This is a genomic window from Microcoleus sp. LAD1_D3, assembly GCF_036702135.1.
Taxonomy (GTDB): Bacteria; Cyanobacteriota; Cyanobacteriia; order Cyanobacteriales; family Microcoleaceae; genus Microcoleus.
The window spans coordinates 14,540-36,671 of sequence record NZ_JAUBSB010000060.1 but is presented as its reverse complement, the minus strand read 5'-3'; the positions used below and the strand labels follow the sequence as shown (position 1 = coordinate 36,671).

General features: G+C 45.2%; 18 protein-coding genes and 1 pseudogene. 10 read left to right on the top strand and 9 right to left on the bottom strand.

The window, feature by feature from the left end:
• Positions 1-219: 219 nt before the first annotated feature.
• From QUA74_RS24495 to QUA74_RS24465, 7 genes and pseudogenes are all read right to left on the bottom strand, one after another.
• Positions 220-1,515 (bottom strand): dihydrolipoamide acetyltransferase family protein, encoded by a 1,296-nt coding sequence (locus tag QUA74_RS24495; RefSeq protein WP_333334311.1) that lies wholly within the window; start codon positions 1,513-1,515, stop codon positions 220-222.
• 180 nt (positions 1,516-1,695) lie between these two features.
• Positions 1,696-2,136, bottom strand: a complete 441-nt coding sequence (locus QUA74_RS24490) for a YlqD family protein (protein ID WP_006631983.1) — start codon at positions 2,134-2,136, stop codon at positions 1,696-1,698.
• 144 nt (positions 2,137-2,280) lie between these two features.
• Positions 2,281-4,230, bottom strand: coding sequence for a long-chain fatty acid--CoA ligase (locus tag QUA74_RS24485; protein WP_333334309.1), 1,950 nt, complete (start codon positions 4,228-4,230; stop codon positions 2,281-2,283).
• 143 nt (positions 4,231-4,373) lie between these two features.
• Entirely contained in the window at positions 4,374-5,063 is a 690-nt protein-coding gene (locus tag QUA74_RS24480) for a hypothetical protein (RefSeq protein ID WP_333334307.1), read from the bottom strand.
• Positions 5,063-6,187: an AAA family ATPase gene (locus tag QUA74_RS24475; protein ID WP_333334305.1), complete on the bottom strand. Its 1,125-nt coding sequence runs from the start codon at positions 6,185-6,187 to the stop codon at positions 5,063-5,065. Before QUA74_RS24475 ends, QUA74_RS24480 begins: the two co-directional genes overlap by 1 nt.
• Before the next feature lie 250 nt (positions 6,188-6,437).
• Positions 6,438-7,550: a hypothetical protein gene (locus tag QUA74_RS24470; RefSeq protein WP_333334303.1), complete on the bottom strand. Its 1,113-nt coding sequence runs from the start codon at positions 7,548-7,550 to the stop codon at positions 6,438-6,440.
• Between the two features lie 119 nt (positions 7,551-7,669).
• Positions 7,670-7,918, bottom strand: a pseudogene (locus QUA74_RS24465) (DEAD/DEAH box helicase); the annotation flags it as partial.
• A gap of 750 nt (positions 7,919-8,668) precedes the next feature.
• On the opposite strand from QUA74_RS24465, the gene QUA74_RS24460 reads away from it, so the two are divergent.
• From QUA74_RS24460 to QUA74_RS24430, 7 genes are all read left to right on the top strand, one after another.
• On the top strand, positions 8,669-11,815 hold the full coding sequence (locus QUA74_RS24460) for a peptidase domain-containing ABC transporter (RefSeq protein WP_333334301.1): 3,147 nt from the start codon (positions 8,669-8,671) through the stop codon (positions 11,813-11,815).
• Between the two features lie 60 nt (positions 11,816-11,875).
• On the top strand, positions 11,876-12,016 hold the full coding sequence (locus QUA74_RS24455; protein WP_333334299.1) for a hypothetical protein: 141 nt from the start codon (positions 11,876-11,878) through the stop codon (positions 12,014-12,016).
• 15 nt (positions 12,017-12,031) lie between these two features.
• Entirely contained in the window at positions 12,032-13,834 is a 1,803-nt protein-coding gene (locus QUA74_RS24450) for an HlyD family efflux transporter periplasmic adaptor subunit (protein ID WP_333334296.1), read from the top strand.
• Between the two features lie 59 nt (positions 13,835-13,893).
• A complete protein-coding gene (locus QUA74_RS24445) occupies positions 13,894-14,349 on the top strand; it encodes a HetP family heterocyst commitment protein (RefSeq protein ID WP_333334295.1) in 456 nt (151 codons plus the stop codon).
• 404 nt (positions 14,350-14,753) lie between these two features.
• Positions 14,754-15,011: a hypothetical protein gene (locus tag QUA74_RS24440; RefSeq protein ID WP_333334293.1), complete on the top strand. Its 258-nt coding sequence runs from the start codon at positions 14,754-14,756 to the stop codon at positions 15,009-15,011.
• Positions 15,012-15,253: 242 nt separating this feature from the next.
• A complete protein-coding gene (locus QUA74_RS24435; RefSeq protein ID WP_333079127.1) occupies positions 15,254-15,511 on the top strand; it encodes a hypothetical protein in 258 nt (85 codons plus the stop codon).
• Positions 15,512-15,982: 471 nt separating this feature from the next.
• Positions 15,983-16,234 (top strand): hypothetical protein, encoded by a 252-nt coding sequence (locus tag QUA74_RS24430; protein ID WP_333334291.1) that lies wholly within the window; start codon positions 15,983-15,985, stop codon positions 16,232-16,234.
• Positions 16,235-16,358: 124 nt separating this feature from the next.
• On the opposite strand, the gene QUA74_RS24425 is transcribed toward QUA74_RS24430, so the two are convergent.
• Positions 16,359-16,574 carry a hypothetical protein gene (locus tag QUA74_RS24425; protein ID WP_333334289.1) on the bottom strand — a complete coding sequence of 72 codons (216 nt, stop codon included), beginning with the start codon at positions 16,572-16,574 and terminating at the stop codon, positions 16,359-16,361.
• A 542-nt stretch (positions 16,575-17,116) separates the two neighbouring features.
• On the opposite strand from QUA74_RS24425, the gene QUA74_RS24420 reads away from it, so the two are divergent.
• Both QUA74_RS24420 and QUA74_RS24415 read left to right on the top strand, forming a co-directional pair.
• On the top strand, positions 17,117-18,121 hold the full coding sequence (locus QUA74_RS24420) for a calcium-binding protein (protein ID WP_333334287.1): 1,005 nt from the start codon (positions 17,117-17,119) through the stop codon (positions 18,119-18,121).
• An 85-nt stretch (positions 18,122-18,206) separates the two neighbouring features.
• Entirely contained in the window at positions 18,207-18,947 is a 741-nt protein-coding gene (locus tag QUA74_RS24415) for a peptidylprolyl isomerase (RefSeq protein WP_333334285.1), read from the top strand.
• 598 nt (positions 18,948-19,545) lie between these two features.
• On the opposite strand, the gene recQ is transcribed toward QUA74_RS24415, so the two are convergent.
• Positions 19,546-21,741 (bottom strand): DNA helicase RecQ, encoded by a 2,196-nt coding sequence (gene recQ, locus QUA74_RS24410; protein WP_333334283.1) that lies wholly within the window; start codon positions 21,739-21,741, stop codon positions 19,546-19,548.
• Positions 21,742-21,838: 97 nt separating this feature from the next.
• Between recQ and QUA74_RS24405 the strand changes: the two genes are divergently transcribed.
• Positions 21,839-22,123, top strand: coding sequence for a DUF427 domain-containing protein (locus QUA74_RS24405; RefSeq protein ID WP_190738299.1), 285 nt, complete (start codon positions 21,839-21,841; stop codon positions 22,121-22,123).
• Positions 22,124-22,132 lie beyond the last annotated feature (9 nt).

Below are 22,132 nucleotides of genomic sequence, written 5' to 3'. Positions count from 1 at the left end.
CTAGAGTATTTATTGCACCGCCTCTTAAATGAAGGGCAATTAATAATTAAATGGGGTCGCAAAATCAAAAATAAGGGCAATGCTTGTATCACAGTTTAAATGTGCAACAGCTTATTAGCTGTTAAAAGCTTTCCATATTAGCTCCTTTAACATAGTTGATGGCAAGCCATTGACTGTCAACCGTCAACAGTCAACAGCCAACAGTCAACAGCCAACTAATTAAAGCGTCAAAGATTGAGGATTTGTCTCAATCAATTTAGCTAAATCTTGCAAGAAAGATGCAGCATCAGCACCGTAAATAATCCGGTGATCGCAAGTAATATTCACCTGCATTTGGCGCTTCACTCCCATCAAACCATCCTCGTTTGCCACTACTTGTGGCCGCGAAGAACCGATCGCCAAAATCGAGCCTTGATTCGGCGGCAAAATGGCGTCAAACTTGTCTACTCCAAACATTCCCAAATTGGAAAGAGTAAAAGTTCCCGTGCTGTATTCATCCGGCTTCAACTGCTTGGTGCGGGCGCGATCGACTAAATCCTTCCAAGTGCGGGAGAGCGAATAAATATCGAGGCGATCGGCATTTTGCAACACCGGCGTAATCAAACCGCCGCCATCCATCGCCACCGCTACCGCCACATTAATATCAGCGCGGTATTGAATCCCCGACTCCACATAACAAGCATTCAGCAGAGGATGTTTTTGTAAAGTTACTGCTACAGCCTTCGCCAGCATAGCCGTCATCGTGACGCCCTTGGACTTAATTTGTTTGTAGAGTTTGTCGAGATTATCAGTAGTAATTGTGTAACCGACGCGGAAAGACGGCACGCTCAAACTTGCTTCCATATTCCGCACCACCGCATTTTGCAGCGCGTTCATCGGTACTCTTTGACCAGAAAGTGCCACCGCGGGGACTGGTGCGGGGGCGGGTTTGGCTGCTGCGGGGGCTGGTGCTGCGGGTGCAGGTGCGGGTGCTGCGGGGACTGTTACCGGTTGCTGAACCGGAGCGGGTTGGGCTTTGCCGACGGCTGCTTCCACATCCTCTGCGACAATGCGGCCATTGGGCCCGCTGCCTTGGAGAGAATTCAAATCTACTTTAAATTCTTTGGCTAACTTGCGAGCGCGGGGAGAAACGACACTGCGGCCGTTTTGGCGGCTGACATTTTGCTGCAAACCCGCTGATGCTGTAGGTGCGCTGACAGGAGCGGGGCTGGGAGCGGGGGCTGCTGCTGCGCTTGGGGCGGCGGCTCCTTGCTGCTGAGCTGTGGCGATTTCGGCTTCCGTTTCTGCTACCAGGGCGATTGCCGCTCCCACCGGAGCAACTTCGCCCGCAGGTACGATAATTATTGCTAAATAACCTTCGTAGAAAGACTCCACGTCCATGTCGGCTTTGTCGGATTCAACGACTACCACCGTTTCGCCTTTTTCTACTTTGTCTCCGGCGGATTTGACCCAGGAAACAATTTTGCCCTCTGTCATTGTCGAACTCAGGGCTGGCATGAAAACTTCGCGAATCATCTGTAAAAAGTCCTTGTGTGTTGGTAATAGGTAATAGGTAATCGGTATTTGGCAATTGATAATTGGCGATCGGCCACCGGCAATACTTATTATTATGCCAGTCTCTCGCATTCTTGATGTGTGACTGTTGACTCTAAATCAATTGCCAATTACCGATCGCCAATTACCACTTACCACTTTCTAAATATCACCTCGAATTTCTTCGACTATGCCGTCTCGGAGGAGAATTTCTACTTGCATTTTTTGAATCAAGTTTTCTCCCAGCCCGACAGTGAATGTGCCGTCAATTTGACCTTGACTCACTTCTTGTTCTAGGTCTAGCACCTGCACTTGCTGAAGCTGTTGCAGGTTTTGGTTTTTCTGTTCTAGCAGTTCGCTTTTTCTTTGATTCACCTGCACTTGAATGTTTTCTATTTGCTGCATTACTTGCGGGCCTGGGGGCTGCAGATTTTGCTTTTGGATTTCTGAAACCATCCGCTGCCCTTGCATTTCGAGCTGTTGTAGCTGAGAGTCTATTTGGTTGATTTGGGCTTGGAGTTGCTGTTGAGCTTCTTCTTTCCAGCGGGGAGTAACGACGACTTTAACGTTAATCGATCGCTTCAAGAGTAATTGTGGTTCCATAAAGTTGTTGCTTGTCAATTGGGAATTAGGCATTAGTCATTAGTTGGTAAACCTGAACTAATGGCTGAGGACTGAAGACTCGGACTTGGGACTCGGGTGTTGGGATAATTTTTTCTTTTCCATTCCCCAAGTCCTGCGAATATTTCAAAACATCCCGTCAATCATATCGCGGTAGTGTTGCGTCACAACCGGGCGCTTAATTTTCAGGGTCTGGGTCAACATTCCATTTTCCATCGAAAATGGCTCCTGAATCAACCGGAACGGGCCGATGCGATCGTCCGCGCGGTATCCAGGGCGATTTTGCACCTCTCGGTTCAATTCTTTGCGGAATAAATCTTGAATTGTCTTGCTATTCCAGTCAATTTCGTGTAAAGGGGGAGTCTGAGTTTCTGCCCATTTCTGCACGGCTTCTGCATTGGGGACAATTAAGGCACCGACGGATTTCTGGTCTTGACCTACTAGCATAATTTGGTCGATGTAGGGGCTGCGGACGCAGGCGTCTTCTATGGGCTGGGGTTCGATGTTTTCGCCGTTGCTGAGGACGATCGTATCTTTGGCCCGCCCGGTCAAGATTAAGTCGTTTCCCGGTGTCAGCCAGCCCAAGTCGCCGGTGTCGAACCAGCCTTCGGGGTCGATCGCCTTGGCAGTCGCTTGGGGATTAAGATAATAACCTGCCATGATTTGCGGCCCCCGCGCCAATACTAAGCCGCGCTGGCCTGTGGGCAGTTGCTGTCTGGTTTCTGGGTCTACTATTTTAATTTCCGTATGGGCGATCGGCTGTCCTGCGGAACCTTTAAGATTGTGCCAAGGGCGACGGACAGTTAAAACAGGCGAAGTTTCGGTTAAACCGTATCCCACTAACAAGCCGATATTCGCTATTTCAAAGAAATTGTCTATATGCGCGGCCAAAGAACCGCCGCCGCTAATCGCCCATTTTAAGCGTCCTCCCGTAGCTTCCCTGACTTTTTTGTAAACCAATTTTTCGGCGAGGGAGTGTACGGGCGCCAACAGAATGCTTTTGATGCGGGCGATTAGTTTTTCGGAAGCAGAAGCCGGTTTCAAACTGAGAGTTAATCCTTGGAAAATGCGGCAGGCTTCTATGTATTGCTGGCTAGAAGATAACAGGAAATTCACCAATTTTTGTTTGTTAGGTGGCTGTTCCCGAAACTGCTTTTGTACGGCCTCGTAAATCGATTCCCAGATGCGCGGAACGCTGACCATGTAATGGGGTTTGCAAGTTTTAAAGTCTTGTTTGAAATAGCGAATATTGGTGTAAATTTGGGTGCATCCTTGGGAAAGTAGGAAGTATTCGACGCTGCGTTCGTAGGCGTGCCAACTGGGCAACATACTGAGGGCGCATTCGCCGGGTTCGGGCTGGAGAATTGTGCCTAAAGTGGTGACTTGGTGCAGCAGGTTGCCGTGAGTCAGCATGACGCCTTTGGGTTTGCCGGTGGTGCCGCTGGTATAGAGGAGGGTGGCGAGGGTTTGAGGCTTGTGGTTGGTGGGTTTGAGGGGACGGTTGGCCCCTGTGGTCATGACTTGGGAAAATTTGACTGTGCTTAGGGTTTGGCTGGTTTCCGGTTCTTCGTCGGAGAGGAGGACGATGAGTTGAATGGGTAAATCGGGGAGGCGGTGTTGCAGTTTTTTCAGTAATGCCAGGTTTTCGACTACTAAGGCGGTGCTGCCACTGTCTTGGATGATGTACAGGAGTTCTTCGGGGTCGGCGGTGGCGCCTCGAACAACGTTTGCGGCCCCTGCCATCATGATGCCTTGGTCGGCTATCAGCCAGCGGGGGCTGTTGTCGGCGAAGAGGGCGACGCGGGGAGGGACGGCTTCTCCTGGATTTGGTTCGATGCCTAGGGCTTGGAGGCCGGCGGCGAATTGCTGGATTTGTTGGTAGAGGTCGGTGTAGGTGAGTTTGATTTCGGGTTGGCTGTGGGGGTCGTGGAGGGCGACGGTTTGACCGAATTGTTGTTTGACGATCGCCCAAATTTCGGGTATCGATTGGATGGAACTGTAATCGATCAGGCGGCTGAGGTTAGCGCGATCGCGATCGGTCATTTCAGATGATGTATGGGATGCTGTGCTGTTCATAGTTATTTTTGCGAGTTGTGCGAGATTAAAGTGTTTTATCTAAATCTAGTATGAAATGTATCCTAACTGTATCTGCTTGCGTAGGGCCAGTTTGTGAATCTGTCTCTACCTTTTAATTTTTATTTTCTCTTATTTATTGCCTTTTAAGTTGACAATTTTGGTTTAATTTTGTTACAAAAATCGATGAATTGACGGAAAGTAGTCAGTTGTTCTGGCTGAACTTGAATCCTTGCCAATAGCTGTTCCAAATAAAATGGCTTGAGTACATCTCCCGGTCGTTTTTTTGAGTAGGTAATATTTTTAGCTTCAAATAACGCTCTCAAATAAGCTCCGTGAAACTGAGCGTGAGTATTAAAATCTTGATATCTGCCCATATTTTCGGGACAGTTAACTGAAACATCGTAATATTTAGTATAATCTAACAAAAGTTTGTTTTGAGGATTTCGGGAATAAATCTTCCGATTGCCCAACAGCCAACTTTCCAAGCAGCGATTCTGAAATATCAGCACAAGTTCTGTATTGTTTAATTTCAATTTCTGCTCAGTTAAAAACTCATAAATTTCTGTTGTGAGTTCGGCAACAGTATTTTCCTCGGCATCAAGACATACTACAAAATAGTTGTATTTTCCGTTGGAGTTAATTTCGGCGATCGAACGCGGGATAAAATCGTATATTAATGAAGGATATCCTTCACCGCTAATCAAGTAATAATTTTTTTCATTCACATCATCGCAATTATCAACTCGCTGCAATTCCGGTAAAAGATGAGCCAGCCATGCAGGATAAACTTTTCTCTCAGATTGTGTTCCTTCGACCAAAAAATACAGATTCATCAAACTTTAATTCCCTCGCTGTATTCTTCAAGATTAATTAGTTGCATAAAAGCTTGATGCCTCGATTTTCCCAAGTTCAAATCTTTAGCATCTTTCACAGTTACCACCCCACCTTGGCGAGTGACTATTTTCCAGTGTTCCATCCCAATATTATTGATTATGTAGGGATGGTGGCTGGTAAGAATGAATTGGATATTTCTATTTTCCACAATCAAATCTGTCACAACATCAATGCAGTTAATCCCTAAGCTGTTTTCAAATTCATCAATCAGGATTACAGTGCCTTCTGGCGACAAGTATAGTTCGCTAATATGAATGAGAGTTTTCAGCATTCCTGAAGAAATATTGTTTTGGAAAATCCAATCCTTAACACCTTTTTCTTTTATTTGAATAGGGAAACGGGTGAAAGATGGATTTGCGTTATCTTCTAATGCTTCTATTTTAAGATCTTCTACCTGATCGAAAACATCGATAAACTTTGTTTTTATTTGATCGAAAATATCTGGACAATGGCGAGCCATCAAAGCAAGTTTTAGAAGAATTGGCAGATCGCTTTCTTGAAGATTTTCCAAAGCAAAATTATTATTTGAAATTATAGATAGTACCCTTACAGGTATACCATAAATTCCATTTAACAAGCTAGAATTATCGCTATAAATGATTTCCTTCAAAGCCTGCTGGACAGGTGAAATATCTTCTTCTTGATTTAAGATTTCAACTGCACTTTGAAACGGCGATAATTTTGGCGTTATCTCGCCTTTGAATTTAATTTCATTATTGCTTCTTTCTATGATTACATTTCCTTCTCTGGATAGATGTTCTCGCACAATTCTAAATTTATTAATTTCGTCTTCCTCATTAGGAATGATAGCAGGAATTTTTTGCGTTTCAAATTCGCCTTGCCAGCGGTACTCTACATTGTTTACTGTCGAGAATGTAACGTCCCATGCTAAACCGTTTAATGAAGCACCATTAGCTATTCGTTGTAAATTCAAAATTCCTTTCAAAATTTGTGTTTTGCCGACACCAGATACGCCAACTAATAAAGCCAAGTTGGAAAAATATATCGGTTCAAAACGCCACTCTCGTAAATTATCCCAAAAAGCTACTTTTTTAATTCTCATTTTCCCCTCCCCTCAATCATCTGCGTCTATCAGTGTTCATCAACCTGCATCTGCGGTTAAAAAATCCCCTCAAAAACCGATTACCGCCCTATTTCCACCAATTCTACTATATGCCGAGCAAACGAGTACATACATCGATCGCACTTTAACATAGCTGGGTGCTTATGGCGCACCTTACCCCACAATAAAATTGAACTATGAGTGGAACAGGCAAAATGCCTGTTCCTGAAACTTGTGCAATATCTTAGATTTAAGCGACCTGGCGCGGTGCATCAACCCTCGGCGCAGTGCCAAACAAATGTCTGAGATAACTGCGACTGAGTTCGCGGTTCCAGCGCCGCAGACGCACCATCACTCGCGTGAATGTAAAAGTCAATTCCAACACCAAAGAAAGCTGTTTGAGACTGAGTGAAGTATTAAACACATCGTTGCCGTGCGTGCGTTCAATCTGATGGTGTTTCAGCAAAGCAATCAGGTTTTTGGTAGAGCCTTTCAGTTGATTGAAATAACTCTGGGAGAAAGCCCAGCGGCTGAAACCCCAAAACTTAGCCAAATGATTGATTTCATCCTGTAAAGGCTGGGAAATTGCCTGTTGCAACGCTCCTGTTGAGTGTACCATCAACCATAAATAAACAGAAGTAGCTCCCCACTCGGTACTCAGGCGACTAATTACGTGTTTGTAGGTATCTTGCCAAGCGTCACCTGTGGATTGACAGCCCTTCACAGAGTTGGGTTTAACTTGCAGTTTTTCCGCTGTAAGTTGCTGGTAAATTTTCCTAAAAGTCGGGCAATGTTGGCGTTCTTCTTTTTCCCAGACACCTATCTCTAGAATGTTGCCGTTGGCATCAAAAATTCCTCCCATAAACCGCGCCATTTGCGGGTAAATATGCTGTAAGTAGCACCAACTTTCTCTGCCGTAGCTGCGGATGGGAGCTTCTATTGCTGCCGCACTTGCCAAAATTTGTAAAAATATTTCTGGCTTGACACCAATAATTTGATCGCGATTGATTCCTTGCCAATCTATGGGTTCCCAAGGGCGGGGATGCGGGGTGGAAAATTGCTGCGGGAGATCGGAAAGTCGATCGCTCAAAACTTCCAATGACATATAATGGTCGATGAGGGAATTAATCCTCGCGCGACTTTGCAAGTAGCGAGGGCTTTGATACTGATTCCCAGCCAAATCAATTGTATACACCTTACCAGTAGCTTTCATTGTTTCTTCCTGTTCGTAACTTTTACAGCTATTGTGCAAAAGGCATTTGGGAAGTCGCAATGAGTAACGTGCAGGCTGCTCAATTACTAGCAGTTGCCTTGACTGAGCCGAACTCAGGTGAAACGGCATGAAGTAGGGTGAACTAAACAACAGATGATACGGCTAAGATGTGCCGAAAAGTACCCTTCCTCGCATCCCCAAAAGAATTTAACTAGATTTTACGGCGGCAATCGCTGGATTCTGCATAGTTAATTAGTCGCCACAAGTGTCTGGCCTTGCATCACAGCAATTAACGGCGAAATCACCACCGTCAATCCTGGTTTCAACAGTGTCGGTAATTGAAAATACAAAGACTTGCCACTTCCCGTCGGGATGACAATCATCATAGCCAGTTTTTGTAAAGCAGCTTCGACAATTTCCTGCTGCCCCGGGCTCAAAGAATTATAGCCAAAAAAATGTTTGAGAACTTGTTTCAGGGACTGTGGCACAGAAGATGTTGGCGGATTAGACGCTGACATTTGCAGTAGTTGGTTGTTGGATTCTACACTATTCCATGCTTTTGGAGAACAAATACACTGACTGCGATCGCACAAAATTCGTTAAGCAGAGAAACCGATACTTTTAATCGGGGTTTAGACGGATAGTGATGGGTATCGATAGTGATGGGTTTGGGCCCTCACAGAAGTCACCCCCAAATGGAAGGCCGTTATCAACAGCAGAGTTTTCCACTTTACTTTAATTCGTTACATACCCAGATTAGATGGTGAATTCATTGCTTGAATTGCTGCTACAAACTAACAGCCATCAATATTTCTTTACTATGCTCTGGCTCTGGACTTGACAAGCGATCGTCAAAAATTGATGGTTTTTGAACCCTGAATGTCAGTTTCTGTGTAGATCTACGTATACCGGGCACAACATTTGCCTCCCCACCTTCACAGAATCTTCATAATTATCCGTAATAATACGGTATCTTTATAAAGATTAGGTAAAGATTGCCCTTAAAGGTAGCCCCAATCACGATTCTGTAAGTTAAACTGAGAGCCAGCCAAAACCACACTTACGTAATCACCACACAATCCTGAAAAAACGCAATTTTATATATCCTAAAGGCGTTGAAGGGATGCCGTAACTAAGGGGGTGTTAGTCGGACATATCGACCAACAGTTTTTAAGCCAACTAAATTGCAACTAAACCAATAAAAATTGCTCATAACCGGGTTAGTTGTAATTCAAATAAATTGAAACAAATTTTTGACAGGGTAAGTCATGAAAAACAACTTAGGGGTAAAAAATCCCATTTTTAAAACCCGAGAATCATTTGAAAATTTCCCGGCTATTCAGAAAATTTTTGGGGAAATCGGTGGCGAACAGACATTAGTTGCCCAATTAAATACAGCCTGTGAAATTTGCGACTTTCAGCTCGGAGATGAAATCACTCAATATCAAACACCGGATAATAGCCACAATTTAGTTGAACAAGAACAGAGCGATCGCCATTTTTATTTAGTTTGCGAGGGAAGAGTCAGGCTGCTAGCAATAGAAGCCTCTCGACAGCAGGAAATTTCGGCGGTGGTACTGGAAGTCGGAGCAATATTTGGGACAGATAACCGATTTATTGAAAGCGGACTGCCTTACAGGGCAATTGCGGCTGGCACTTGCCAAATCGGTCGAATTGCGGCCACCACAATGCAGCTTATTTTAGAAGAATTCCCGCAACTACAACAGCACTTGCAGCAAGAATTTCAAGAGCGACAGCGGTTAATATTTTTCAAGACACAAACAGATGTGCGATCGCTCCCTCCCCACCAACAACAGCTTCTGTGGCCGCACTTACTTACTTACATAGAAGAAAGCCGAATTCCTGCCGGAGTTTCCGTCGCTGAGCATTGCCAAAACTCCAACAATCATTTTTGGCTCCGCAGCGGTCAAATTCAAGGTCAAGCACCGCCACTTATCGGCAGTAACTGGGAAGATTCAGACGTAAAGAGCGACTGGAGAGCGGTAACAAATCTGCTAATTTACCAGCTTAGCAGCGAACAGTGGGAAATTGCCCAAGCCACAATTAGTTCCGAAAGCAATTCCCGCCCTAAAATCATCCGCAAACCTCCAATTTTAAGCTTAGTAACGCCGCCCCAAGATGCCAGCTCTACCTCAAAAACCGAGCCATCAAAATTAACCGCAGTTGCTCAGAAAAAACCCGCAGCCGGAATCATCAGCTTTCCCAAACCCAAGCAGCGGCGGTGGTTGAGCAGCAGACACCCATTCATTCAACAACAGAGCGCAGCAGATTGTGGAGCTACTTGCTTAGCCATGATTAGCGAGTATTGGGGTAAAAAATTCAGCCTAAATTACTTGCGCGAATTGGCAGAAATCGGCCGCAGCGGCGCGTCGCTCAAGAGTCTGGCAAAAGCCGCGGAAAGGATGGGATTTCAAACCCGTCCCGTGCGAGCTTCTTTAACTCCGCTGCGAAATCAAAATCCCTGGATTGCTCACTGGCAAGGCAATCACTACGTGGCAGTTTACCGCTTTAAAAATCAACAGGTTTTAGTGGCTGATCCGGCTGCCGGCAAGCGGTGGATGAGCATTAAAAGTTTTACCGAAAATTGGACTGGGTACGCCCTAATTTTAGACCCGACAGCGGAACTATACCGCAATCACAGTGCCGAACATCAAGGCATCAAACTTAAAAATTTTGTTGGCATAGTCTGGCCCTACCGCGCTGCGATCGCCCAAATTCTGATCCTCTCCTTGTTGCTCCAATTATTTGGTCTAGTTACTCCCCTATTTACCCAAGTAATTCTCGATAAAGTGGTTGTCAGTAAAAGCGTAGTAACTCTGCACGTTTTTGCGATCGGACTGCTGCTGTTTAGTGTTTGGCGAACGCTGTTGGGTGCAACGAGACAGTATTTGCTGGATTATTTGTCGAACCGCATTGACCTGACTTTAATTAGCGGCTTTATCAGTCACACTCTCAGTTTGCCGATCAAGTTTTTTGAATCTCGTCAGGTGGGTGATATCTTGACGCGGGTTCAGGAAAATCAAAAAATTCAGGCATTTTTGACTCGCCAAGCTATTACGGCTTGGTTGGATGCTTTGATGGCTGTAGTTTACATCGGACTGATGGTTTACTATAACTGGCGTCTGGCTTTGTTGGTGCTGGCGTTGATTCCGCCGATCGTGATTTTGACTTTAGTGGCAACTCCATTTCTGCGAAAAGTGTCGCGGGAGGTTTTTACCGAAAGTGCTAAGCAAAATTCATCTTTGGTGGAAATGATTACTGGGGTGGCGACGGTTAAGGCAACTGCTGCTGAGCGAGAAATGCGCTGGCGCTGGGAAGACCAGTTAACCTGCATGATTAATGCTAAGTTTCGCGGGCAGAAGTTGGCGAATTCTTTGCAGGTGATCGGGGGTGGGATTAATACTTTGGGCAGCACGGCTTTGCTGTGGTACGGGGCAATGCTGGTGATTCAAGATGAGTTGACGATCGGTCAATTTGTCGCTTTTAATATGATGATTGGGAGCGTGATTTCTCCTGTGCTGTCTGTAGTGGGACTTTGGGACGAGTTTCAAGAAGTGCTCGTTTCGATCGAGCGTTTGGATGATGTATTCTCTGCCCAACCTGAAGAAAGCCCTTACAAGCCAATGCTGGTGCTGCCTCGCATTCAGGGAAACGTCAAGTTTGACAATGTTTCTTTCCGCTATTCTCAGGATGAGGAACGCAATACGCTGCAAAATCTTTCCTTTGAGGTGCAAGCTGGAGAAACTGTGGCAATTGTCGGCCGCAGCGGTTCCGGTAAGAGCACTTTGGTAAAGCTGCTGCAAGGTTTCTATTATCCAGAAAAGGGGCGGCTAACCATTGACGGCCACGATATTCGGCACATTTCTTTGCAGTCGCTGCGAGTTCAGTTGGGTGTTGTTCCTCAAGATTGTTTTTTGTTTTCGGGAACGATTTTGGAAAATATTACGCTGTATAAAAACGGCAACGATGCTGCTTCTGCAAGCTTGGAAGAGGCGATAGAAGTGGCGAAGCTAGCAGAAGCTCATGCTTTTATTCAAGATATGCCGCTGGGTTATCAAACTCCTGTGGGGGAAAGGGGAACGAGTTTGTCTGGGGGCCAGCGACAACGAATTGCGATCGCCCGCGCTCTTTTGGGCGATCCCCGGATTTTGGTTTTGGATGAAGCAACTTCTTCGCTGGATACCGAATCTGAGCGCAGGTTTCAGCAAAATCTCGCCCGCATTAGTCGCGATCGCACTGCGTTTATTATCGCTCATCGGTTGTCTACGGTGCGTAATGCCGATCGAATTTTGGTTCTAGACAAAGGCATTTTAGCCGAACAAGGCAACCACGACGAATTGATGGCTGAACGCGGACTATACTATCACCTCGCTCAGCAACAACTCGATATTTAAGTCATTAGTCAGTTTTCAGTTGTTAGTTGTCAGTTGTTAGTTGTTAGTTGTTATTAGCTAATGCCAACAGTCAACAGCCAACAGCCAACAGTCAACAGCCAACTGCCAACTGCCAACAGCCAACAGCCAACTGCCAACTGCCGACTGCCAACAGCCAACTGCCAACTGCCAACAGTCAACTGCCAACAGTCAACAGACTAATTTGGAGGAAATGCAATGTTTTCAGAAGATGTCAAAGAATTAGGCCACGCTCCTAACGAAATAGATGAAGTCTATGGGGGCGTAGCTTCGAGGCAAGAAAACGAACCCAGAAAAAAAGACCGATCTTTAGAAGTTGTCGAATCTCAAAATCGCTCTGCTCAAACTAATGACGGTATCAATCTTGCCAAGTTCCGGCAGCCTGATGCGAATAATTGGTCTACTTCTTTGCACTCGGTACTCGACCAGCCGCCAGTATCTTTTCCCCAGCGGTTGATATTAGGAGGAATGGTTTTTTCCGTAGCTTTTGGAGCGTGGGCAACTTTGGGAAAAATTGACGAGGTTGGTCATGCTCAGGGAAAATTAGTTCCCAAAGGCGCTGTTTACAAAATTCACCCGACGGAGACGGGAAAAATTATTAACCTCGCTATTAAAGAAGGTCAAAAAATCAAAGCTGGACAATTATTGGCCGAATTAGACCCGTCGAATGCCCAGAGCGAGGTGGAGCGTCTTGATAAAATTCTGGGCGGTTATCGGATTCAATTGGTGCAAGAGATGAGTTCGATCGAGACAACTCGACTGGAAGTTGAAGCGAGCCAAGCTATTGCTGCTGCCGACCAGCGGGGGGCTGAAGCTGCGATCGCCCGTGCGATCGCTTCAGCGGCCACCACGCAGTCTCAAATCGAGCAACTGCAAGCAGATGTAGTGTCTCAGCAAGCGCGGCAACAACAGCTCAAACCTCTGGAAAAGAATGTACAAGACTTGCTCTCGCAACTGAAAACAGATATTAACTCCCAGCAAGGGCGGCGCGATCAGGTGAAACCATTGCAACACAAAACTCAAGAATTGCTGGCCGGGTTGCAAGCAAAAGTGGTGGCTCACAAAGAGCGGATCGCGCGTCTCAAACCTTTGGTAGATGAAGGAGCGTTGTCAAAAGACGTATTGTTTCAAGCTGAGGAAGCTCTGCGAGAAAGTGAAAATGCGGTCATTAGAAGCCACTTGGGGGAGACAACTCAGGCTGACGATCGCGCCTTTGAAGTTGAGCAAACCGTTCGCGACAGGCAAAGTGCTGCTATCAGGAGTCAACTGTCTGATGCAACTGGGGTTAAGGAAAGGTTGTTTGAAGTCGAGCAAAATTTGCGCGATCGAAGTAGCGCCATTTCTAGAACCCAAGGTGAATTAGCTCAACAACTGGCAGAAGTCGATCGACTGCAAGCCGAAGCCGCCAGCAAACAAGCCGCAGCGCGCCAAACTCAGTTAGAAAAAGAGCAAAAAATTCAGCAGTTGGAAATGCAATTAAATCAAGTCAAATCCAAAATTGCCGAAACCCAAACCCTGCTCGCTCAAGCAAATAATAAGCTCAAACAAAGATTTCTCTACGCACCCGTCAGCGGAGTGATTTCCGCACTCAACATTCACAACTCCGGCGAAGTAGTTCAACCGGGTCAAACTATTGCAGAAATGACTCCGAATCAGGCTCCTCTGGTGCTGGAAGTCAGTTTGCCGAACCGAGAAGCGGGATTTGTCAAAGCTGGAATGCCGGTGCAAGTCAAATTCGATGCTTTTCCTTATCAAAATTACGGCGTGATTCCGGGAAAAGTTTTATCTATTTCGCCGGATGCCAAAACAGACGAGCGATTGGGTGTTTTTTACCGGGTGGAAGTGAGTATCGATCGAGACTCAGTGAAAGCCAACAATCAAAGCTGGAAACTCAAAGCTGGCCAGACAGCTACTGCGGAAATTGTCATCCGCCAGCGCAGCATAGCCGACATTTTGCTTGACCCTCTCAAGCAGCTACAAAAGGGCGGCATGAGTTTGTAGAACTTAGTTAAGTGGTTGTTGTCCTTTGTCACTCTCTATACACAAAACAGGATAAAACTATGAATTCCCAATTTCACCATTCTGCCAATCATTCTCAAGTTGGAATCAAACCAGAACAATTGGATGAGATAATTTCAGCCATCCTGGCAGGAAAGTATTCTTGGGCTTGTTTTTTACTTTTGCGGTGCACGGGTTACAACCCCCTCGACTATATCCCTTACCGTACTTCCAACCGCTTGCTGAAGGAAAACAGTCAAACGAGGAAAGCGGAAACTCAGCCGGCGCTGAGCAAAATTGCGGATTTAGATTATGTGGAAGTGGTGAGGGAAAAACGAGCCGGAGTTCGAGGGGGTCATGCAATTGAGATTGGTAGCGACTTGGACTCAGATACCGCAGGTTTTGTAGCTGAAGTAGCCGGCGCAGGTTCCAATATCTCGGCGCCGGCGGTTGATGTTCAAAATCAAGGATTTTTTGCTGGATTTAAGACGCGCTGGTTTAATTTGGCGGGCAAGTAATTTAGTCGATTGACCGACAACCCGGTTGCGGGCGTTGGGTGTACCAATTTTTTGGTTGACTCACCGCGGGCGATCGGGTTTTTGAGTATCGAAAATCCGCGCTTTCGATAAATCTGCCAAAATGGCAACCTTAGCCAAAGTAATTACTTTATACTCAGAAACCGGATTTTAGCTATTGTGGATTTATACTGCTTTGCGATCGAGTCGAATACAGTTATTCCTCTGTTTTGGCAAGGCCCTTTCTACTCAATTTTATTGAGTAGGCTACCTTTTTCGTTTTCATTTACGGTCAGAATTAATCTGCCAAAATGGCAACACAGGTGGGATTATCCTAGCTATCTTAAATACAGAACAACTACAGGTTGCTTCGAGCTACAAACTCACAAACAAAAAGGACAAAAGCCATGATTATTTCCGATCTGAACTACTTGGAAACTGCTGAAACTTCTGTTGTTGGTGGATTCAACTTGGGCTATGACTTTAGCAGTATCTATTTCAATGAATACTTTAACATCCAGAAAGATGTTGTGTCGAAGACCTATGTCAAGGGTAATCTTGCTACTGCGGAAGCTGATGCTTATGGTAGTGATACTTTGACCCAAACCTTCGCTGTTGTCTATCCCTACTCTTCTACGAGCGTCTCGATTGCTGCTACTAACTAATCTTTAGCAGTTGCTCAGTCCGAGAATGAAAATAACCGCCAAAATAGAGGGTATCCTAGCTGAGGGTTCTCTCTATTTTCCTCGCTATAAATCCCTGACTAACTTACCATTTTTTTGTCATTCCCGGTTCTAATTAATCTGCCAAAATGGCAACACAGTTCGGATTAGCTTCGCTATCTTAAATACAGAACAACCAAGGGTTGCTGCAAGCTACAAACTCACAAACACAAAGGACAAAAGCCATGATTATTTCCGATTTGAACTACTTGGAAACTGCTGAAACTTCTGTTGTTGGTGGATTCAACTTGGGCTATGACTTTACCAAAATCGATTTCTCTGAAAAGTTTAAAATCAAAAAAGACGTTTTTTCTAAGACCTATGTCGAGGGTAATCTGGCTACTGCGGAAGCTGATGCTTATGGTTACGATACTTTGACCCAAACCTTCGCTGTTGTCTATCCCTACTCTTCTACGAGCGTCTCGATCGCTGCTACTAACTAATCCTTAACCGTCAAAGAGTAGGGCTATTTCCTTCTCATCTATTAAACCAGAAAAAATTCTCTGGGTTAGTAGATGAAATGGATATAGCTCTACTTGAAAACAGCAGAAAAATAACTGAATCTAGAGATAGTTTAGGGCTCTGTTTTAGAAAAAACGTTAAAGAGTAATCTGAAACTAATTTAGTTTCGTCAAGAATTATGGTATTCCAACCAGGAAAAATTCATTAATTATCTCTGGCTTATGAAACCCGATTTGGCAAAGGCTCACTATAATTTGGATCTGGTGGTGCAAGAACAAGGTGAACATCAAACCGCAAGTACCAGCGAGCAAAAAAATCCCATACCTGCCTAGTACGCAAGTGAGTTTTGATGAGTTTAAAAAGAAGGCTCATTATGTTTATCGGTGATTGGTCTTACCTCGAAAAAGTTTCAGAAAACGACTTGATTTTAGCTGGTGCTGTCTTGGGGTTGGATGCCTTTTCATCAGTGGACAGTGGAAACACTTTGCCTACGGCAGACATTAAACATTATTTTTAGAAGCAAAGGTAAAGTTACGAAAGCAACGGGTACAGGAACAGGTATAGCGATTGGCACTGAGCCTGTAGCTGGTGTTGATGTTTACTACGCAGGCTTTGATAAAGTGAAAATAAAAATTAATTCACGGACAGGAGCAAACTATGCTTTTGAGACTGTTAGTGTAAAGGCGATGGACTTGCCACACTAACTTTGATGGCTTTTAGTAAGGGCTTAAGCCCTTTTTGCCTTTTAATTATTGACCACTGCGTCACGGTTACGAGCGGTTTCCAGCCCAGGAAAGGGCTTAAGACCCTACTCGCTCAATGCCAATTCTAATTAGTTCCCCACCATCGAGTTGGGGGGTGTTCGATCGCGATCGCCCTGCACCTGCGATGACTCCGCATCCATTCGATCGCGATCGTATTCAAATCGGCCAAATCCGTCGCCTTCCAGGCTGCTGCAAGCCCTTCCAACCGCCGTTTCAAGTCCCCTCCCATCCGCTCAACCACAGTCATCACATTGCTGCCAAACCCCGCTCTGTTAATCACACTTCAGGAACGGGAACAGCGGTGTGTCGATCGAGGCCCAACATCAGCCAGCAAGCGCCCGCCCGGATACAAAGAGTGTAAAAAGTTGAAAACTTGCGTAAGTCTTATAATTTCAAACAAATCTGCCAAATTGGCAACATACCTCTAATTAGTCCAGATATATTGAGGTAAATCGCAATAAAACACGGTTTTTGCTCATCTTTAGCAGTCCGCCCTAATACTTTTTGAGTACGGGCGAGTGCAAGGAAGGTGCAATTTCAACTTATACAAGCCTTTTGAGAGTGATGGTGATGGCTAAATCAAATGCCATTGGCAATCAGTACCGATCGCCCAGATTGGTATTGGCAACAATTTTGTCCCGTCCTATTTTCTGGATCCACCAAGGTTCATTTATTAAAAACATTTCAGTCTTTAGTCTGAAGTCAAAAGCAATTGTTTCACACTCTTTAAAATCATACATTGGCATTCATTGAGATTCGCAATGTCGGCGCTCGTGCAAGTGATTTTCGTCTTTACATACAGGTAAAAGGAGATAAATCGCGATGCCTCCATTAGATTTATTAGCTCCTGAGCCCTTAAATAATATTGTTGGAAACAGCAATAGTTTAAACACCTTGAATTCGTTGGCGAATAACCTTGGTGGCGGCAGCAGCAGTTCCAGCAAGTCTAGTTCCTTTGTCGATAGCAGCGGTGCAGGCAGTACCAGCAGCGCGACAGCAACTTCCCCGACGGGAAGCAGTACAAGTAGTGAGACTGCTTACGCTGTGGGGGCTACATCTAGCAGTGGCAGCGCGACAGCGAGTGCTTCTACAGTGGCGCCCCCAACTACTAACGCCACAGCGCCAACACCCACAGCGCCAACACCCACACCGTCAAATAATGACGGTTCAACGTTCACCCCCGTGACTGGTGGCACTTCTAGCAATTCAAGTCCTTCTAATTTCTCTCCAGAGAGTACGGGTACTGGCGACGAGAGTACGATCGACAGCAACGGCGACGGATATTGGCTCGGCACCAATGAGAGCGATGTGATTACTGGCGATAGCGGGAGTGAGCGAATTTTTGCAGGAAGCGGCGACGATATTGTCACAGGTAACAGAGGTAATGATGCGATCGATGGAGGCGATGGAAACGACACTTTGCGGGGAGGAAAAGGTCAAGATTTGCTGAGTGGTGGCAACGGCGACGATTTTCTTTGCGGCAACTTTGGCAGCGATACATTGATTGGAGGTAGCGGCGCTGATACCTTTGCATTTCAACCCGAAACAGCGAGTGCAGCAGCTAATCTATTGTTAGCCGATCGAGTCGTTGATTTCAATCCCGCTGAAGGCGATCGAATTGGGCTGATAGGGGGAATTGCGGTAACAGACTTGACACTCGTCGCGTTTGATACGGATGGTGACGGTACCGCAGACGCGACTCTGCTCCAGTTTAGTTCAAATAATGGCGATCGAATTTTAGCTGTTGTTTTGGGAACAGTTAACGCAGCCGGTGCAACAACTTTGAGCAATGCTGATATTATTAGTTTGCCAAATAACATCTTGTAGCTAACCGTTAACCGTTAACACCAACTACCCCGCAGCAAGCGTCGGAGGATGAAGTTAATAAAGTTATATAGGTGGAGAGAGACAGATGAAAGACTTTTACGGGCCATTGATTGAAGCAAGTGAAATCATCGAACAACTCAGACAAGAGATGCAATTAAAAACATTTAGTCAAAAGGTTTTGCAGAAAAAAGTTATTGAGAAAGCCGCCCGGGAACGGGGGTTAACTGTGACTCCCGACGAAATTCAAGCTGTGGGCGACCAACTCCGCCGCGAGAAGCGTTTGGAGAAAGCGGCGGATACGATTGCTTGGCTGGTCGATCAGATGATTTCTGTAGAAGATTTAGAAGCCGGAATTTGCGATCGGCTCCTCACCCAAAAACTAGCCGAACACTTGTTTAGCAAAGAAGTAGGAAAGATTTTCGTTCAAAACAAATTGCAATTTGACCAAATAATTCTTTATCAAATAGTTGTTGCCAACCCCCAGCTTGCTCAGGAACTATTTTATCAAATTCAAGAAGGAGAAATCAGCTTTTTTGATGCCGCTCATCTTTACGACATTGACGAAAATAGCCGGCATTTATGCGGTTGCAAAGGCAAGGTTTATCGGTGGGGTTTAAAACCAGACATAGCCGTCGCCGTATTTAGCGCTAAACCCGGAGAAGTAATTCGTCCAATTGAAACAGAGCTAGGATATCACTTGTTCCTGGTTGAAAAGTTTCTCCCGGCGGAATTAACCCCTGAACGGTATCAAGAAATATTGCACAATCTGTTTAACGAATGGTTGGCTAACGAAGTCAACTATTTATTGTACACTTCTAAAGTGTAGAAACTTACTTTCTCGCCCTCCAAAACCCATATATATAATTTTGCCGAAACCAAGTACCATGCTAAAATTTAGGGTGCTTCTGGGTGCACAGAGAGACCTAATATCGTTTGCAACTGCATCAACATTATTCAATCCTTGGGGCAGGGCGTGAGTGTAAATAGTCTCATGCGTATGGATTTAAATATTGCTCCCTCTCAGACACCCTATTACTTACGTAAAAAGTGCTTAGATGATGTACTTCTAGCACAATAAGGTTCAGTTAAAAAGGTAACTTCTCATCCTCGCCGCTCACGAAAATTGAGAACTTAAGAAAGTGTCGGCGATTGCTTCGTACCCTCGCAACTGCGCGAAGCATAGCGAACAATGATACGCTTAGCTAACCCAAGCTTACTGACTTATAGCGCTCTTAAAATTACTTTTTAAATTTGAGTTTTGCCAACCCCATATCCGCCAGCTAGCAAAGCAAAATGGAAAAAAATATCGGTTAAAAACGCCACTTTAAGATATTATTCTCAAAAGCTGCTTTTTTAATTCTCATTTTTCCCTCTTATCTATTAATTATCTGCGTCCCTCAGCGTTTATCTGCATACATCTGCGGTTAAAAACCTACATAATTTTGCCGCCACCAAGCCCGCACAAACTTAATCTCCTCAAACGTATAACGTTCTTCCAAAAAATCATAAATTGCTCTCAGTTTCTCATCCCCCATAACTTCAATAGCGTACACTATCGCCTGCTGGCGTTCCGATTCCACCAATAAATTTATATCAACTTCCCTGCCCATTTCCATCAATTCTATCAGATGCCCAGAAATAGTATTAGGACTCATACCCCGCGCATTGGCGATTCCTTGAACTGTCAAACCTTGTCGGTATAATTCCCAGGTTTGCATCTGCGAATAAGACGCAACGTTGGAAAGATTGGGAAGATTAGCGACCTCAGAAGATGCAGCACCACTTGGCAATCCTTGTTCTTGGCAAAAAGTGCGAATTGCCTCCAAGAAAACCTTACCGTACTTATCTCGCTTGTTGCTACCAACGCCGTAAACTTCCTCGAATTCTGTGAGATTTTGCGGGCGTTTTTCTGCCATATCTCGCAAGCTTTTATCGGCAAAAACTACGTAAGGTGGCACAAATTGTTCGTCGGCAATTTGCTTGCGTAGCGTCCGCAGTATGGTAAATAAACCTTCGACTTCTACTGCCAAAGAACGAACTTTTCCCTGTACTTCCCGCTGCGGTTCAATGGCAATTTCAACGGTGCGCTGACGTTTCATAATTTCCCAACTTTTTTCATTCAGTTTCAAAATGGGAAATCCGTCTGTTTTTTCGTCTAAAAAACCTTGATTTAACAGCGAACGACTCAATTTTTTCCATTCCTCCGCACTTCTATCTTTGCCAATTCCGTAAGTAGAAAGTTGGTTGTGCTGGTATTGCAATATTTTTTGATTTTTTGAACCGCGCAGCACGTCAATAATGTGATTCATGCCGAATTTTTCTTGGCATCGGGCAACACAAGAAAGAAATTTCATTGCCTCAATCGTCCAATCTTCTACGGGTTTTTGGTTGCAACAGTTATCGCAAGTACCGCAGTTTCCGGGGAATGAATCGCCAAAATAACTTAACTGGATTGTACGGCGGCAATCGGTGGATTCTGCATAGTTGATTACTCGCCGCAACTGTTGGCGGGCAATTCGTTGTTCTTGTGGATCAGGTTTTTGCTCGATGATGTAGTCGATCATTTTGACATCGCCGTAGCCGAAAAATAAGCTGCAATGGGCGGGTTCGTTGTCTCTGCCTGCGCGACCGGATTCTTGATAGTATCCTTCGAGATTCTTGGGTAAGTCGTAGTGAATTACAAACCGCACGTCGGGTTTGTTAATGCCCATACCGAAAGCTATTGTGGCTACCATTACTTGCACGTCGTCGCGAATGAAGCGGGTTTGATTGGTTGCGCGATCGACATCGTTCATGCCGGCGTGGTAGGGTAAGGCTTGGATGCCGCTTTGTTGCAATTTATAGGCAACTTCGTCAACTTTTTTGCGGCTGAGGCAATAGATAATTCCAGAACCGCCTTTTTTTTGGATGATTTGCAAAACTTCGGCAAAACTGTGCTTGGTTTTGGGGCGAACTTCGTAGTATAAATTGGGGCGGTTGAAGCTGGCGACGTGGATGTAGGGATTTCGCAGAGTTAGCTGCTGGATGATGTCTTGGCGGACGCGCTCGGTGGCGGTGGCGGTTAGTCCCATAATGGGAATGTCGGGATATCGATCGCGCACTCGTTGCATTTGCCTGTATTCTGGTCGAAAGTCGTGCCCCCATTCCGAAACGCAGTGGGCTTCGTCGATCGCAAATGCCGAAATTCCTAACTTATTTGCTACTATATCTAAAAATGGTAAAAATCTCTCACCCAGCAAGCGTTCGGGTGCAACATAAAGCAATTTAATCTTACCTTCGAGAATCGCAGTTTCGCGCGATCGGGTTTCCTGAGAGCTCAAAGTGCTGTTGAGAAAAGTCGCCCCAATTCCATTATCCTGCAAAGCTTCCACCTGGTCTTGCATTAGAGCAATTAACGGCGACACAACCACTGTCAATCCCGGTTTCAACAGTGCCGGTAATTGAAAACACAAAGACTTGCCACCGCCCGTCGGCATGACAATCATCATATCCCGTTTTTGTAAAGCAGCTTCGACAATTTCCTGCTGCCCCGGGCGGAAAGAGTCATAGCCAAAAAAATGTTTAAGAGCTTGTTCCAGGGACAGTGGCACAGAAGATATTGGCGGATGAGACGCTGACATTTGCAGTAGTTGGTTGTTGGCTTCTCAACTATTCTATGCCTTTTGAGCACAAATACAGTTACAATAATTGAGAATCTCAATTTAAGCAGAAAAACTGATGCCGAAAGCAATTTGGAATGGTGCCGTTTTGGCAGAGAGCGACAAGTGCGAAATAGTAGACAACAACTATTATTTCCCCGCCGATGCCATCAACCGTGAGTATTTCAAGGATAGCAGCACTCACACTACTTGCGGTTGGAAAGGTGTTGCTAGTTACTACAGTGTCGAAGTCGGCGGACAAGTTAATAAAGATGCTGCGTGGTACTATCCTACTCCAAAAGATGCTGCTAAAAATATTGCCGGATATATTGCTTTTTGGAAAGGAGTTAAGGTAGAGGCTTAAAGCAGTTTT

Bases quoted from the DNA above. Each gene is read 5' to 3' on its own strand.
- QUA74_RS24405 (WP_190738299.1), top strand. From the start codon at position 21,839: ATGCCGAAAGCAATTTGGAATGGTGCCGTTTTGGCAGAGAGCGACAAG.
- QUA74_RS24420 (WP_333334287.1), top strand. From the start codon at position 17,117: ATGCCTCCATTAGATTTATTAGCTCCTGAGCCCTTAAATAATATTGTT.
- QUA74_RS24445 (WP_333334295.1), top strand. From the start codon at position 13,894: ATGAATTCCCAATTTCACCATTCTGCCAATCATTCTCAAGTTGGAATC.
- QUA74_RS24415 (WP_333334285.1), top strand. From the start codon at position 18,207: ATGAAAGACTTTTACGGGCCATTGATTGAAGCAAGTGAAATCATCGAA.
- QUA74_RS24460 (WP_333334301.1), top strand. From the start codon at position 8,669: ATGAAAAACAACTTAGGGGTAAAAAATCCCATTTTTAAAACCCGAGAA.
- QUA74_RS24485 (WP_333334309.1), bottom strand. From the start codon at position 4,230: ATGAACAGCACAGCATCCCATACATCATCTGAAATGACCGATCGCGAT.
- QUA74_RS24450 (WP_333334296.1), top strand. From the start codon at position 12,032: ATGTTTTCAGAAGATGTCAAAGAATTAGGCCACGCTCCTAACGAAATA.
- QUA74_RS24440 (WP_333334293.1), top strand. From the start codon at position 14,754: ATGATTATTTCCGATCTGAACTACTTGGAAACTGCTGAAACTTCTGTT.
- QUA74_RS24430 (WP_333334291.1), top strand. From the start codon at position 15,983: ATGCCTTTTCATCAGTGGACAGTGGAAACACTTTGCCTACGGCAGACA.
- QUA74_RS24475 (WP_333334305.1), bottom strand. From the start codon at position 6,187: ATGAGAATTAAAAAAGTAGCTTTTTGGGATAATTTACGAGAGTGGCGT.
- QUA74_RS24455 (WP_333334299.1), top strand. From the start codon at position 11,876: ATGCCAACAGTCAACAGCCAACAGCCAACAGTCAACAGCCAACTGCCA.
- QUA74_RS24435 (WP_333079127.1), top strand. From the start codon at position 15,254: ATGATTATTTCCGATTTGAACTACTTGGAAACTGCTGAAACTTCTGTT.
- QUA74_RS24490 (WP_006631983.1), bottom strand. From the start codon at position 2,136: ATGGAACCACAATTACTCTTGAAGCGATCGATTAACGTTAAAGTCGTC.
- recQ (WP_333334283.1), bottom strand. From the start codon at position 21,741: ATGTCAGCGTCTCATCCGCCAATATCTTCTGTGCCACTGTCCCTGGAA.
- QUA74_RS24495 (WP_333334311.1), bottom strand. From the start codon at position 1,515: ATGATTCGCGAAGTTTTCATGCCAGCCCTGAGTTCGACAATGACAGAG.
- QUA74_RS24480 (WP_333334307.1), bottom strand. From the start codon at position 5,063: ATGAATCTGTATTTTTTGGTCGAAGGAACACAATCTGAGAGAAAAGTT.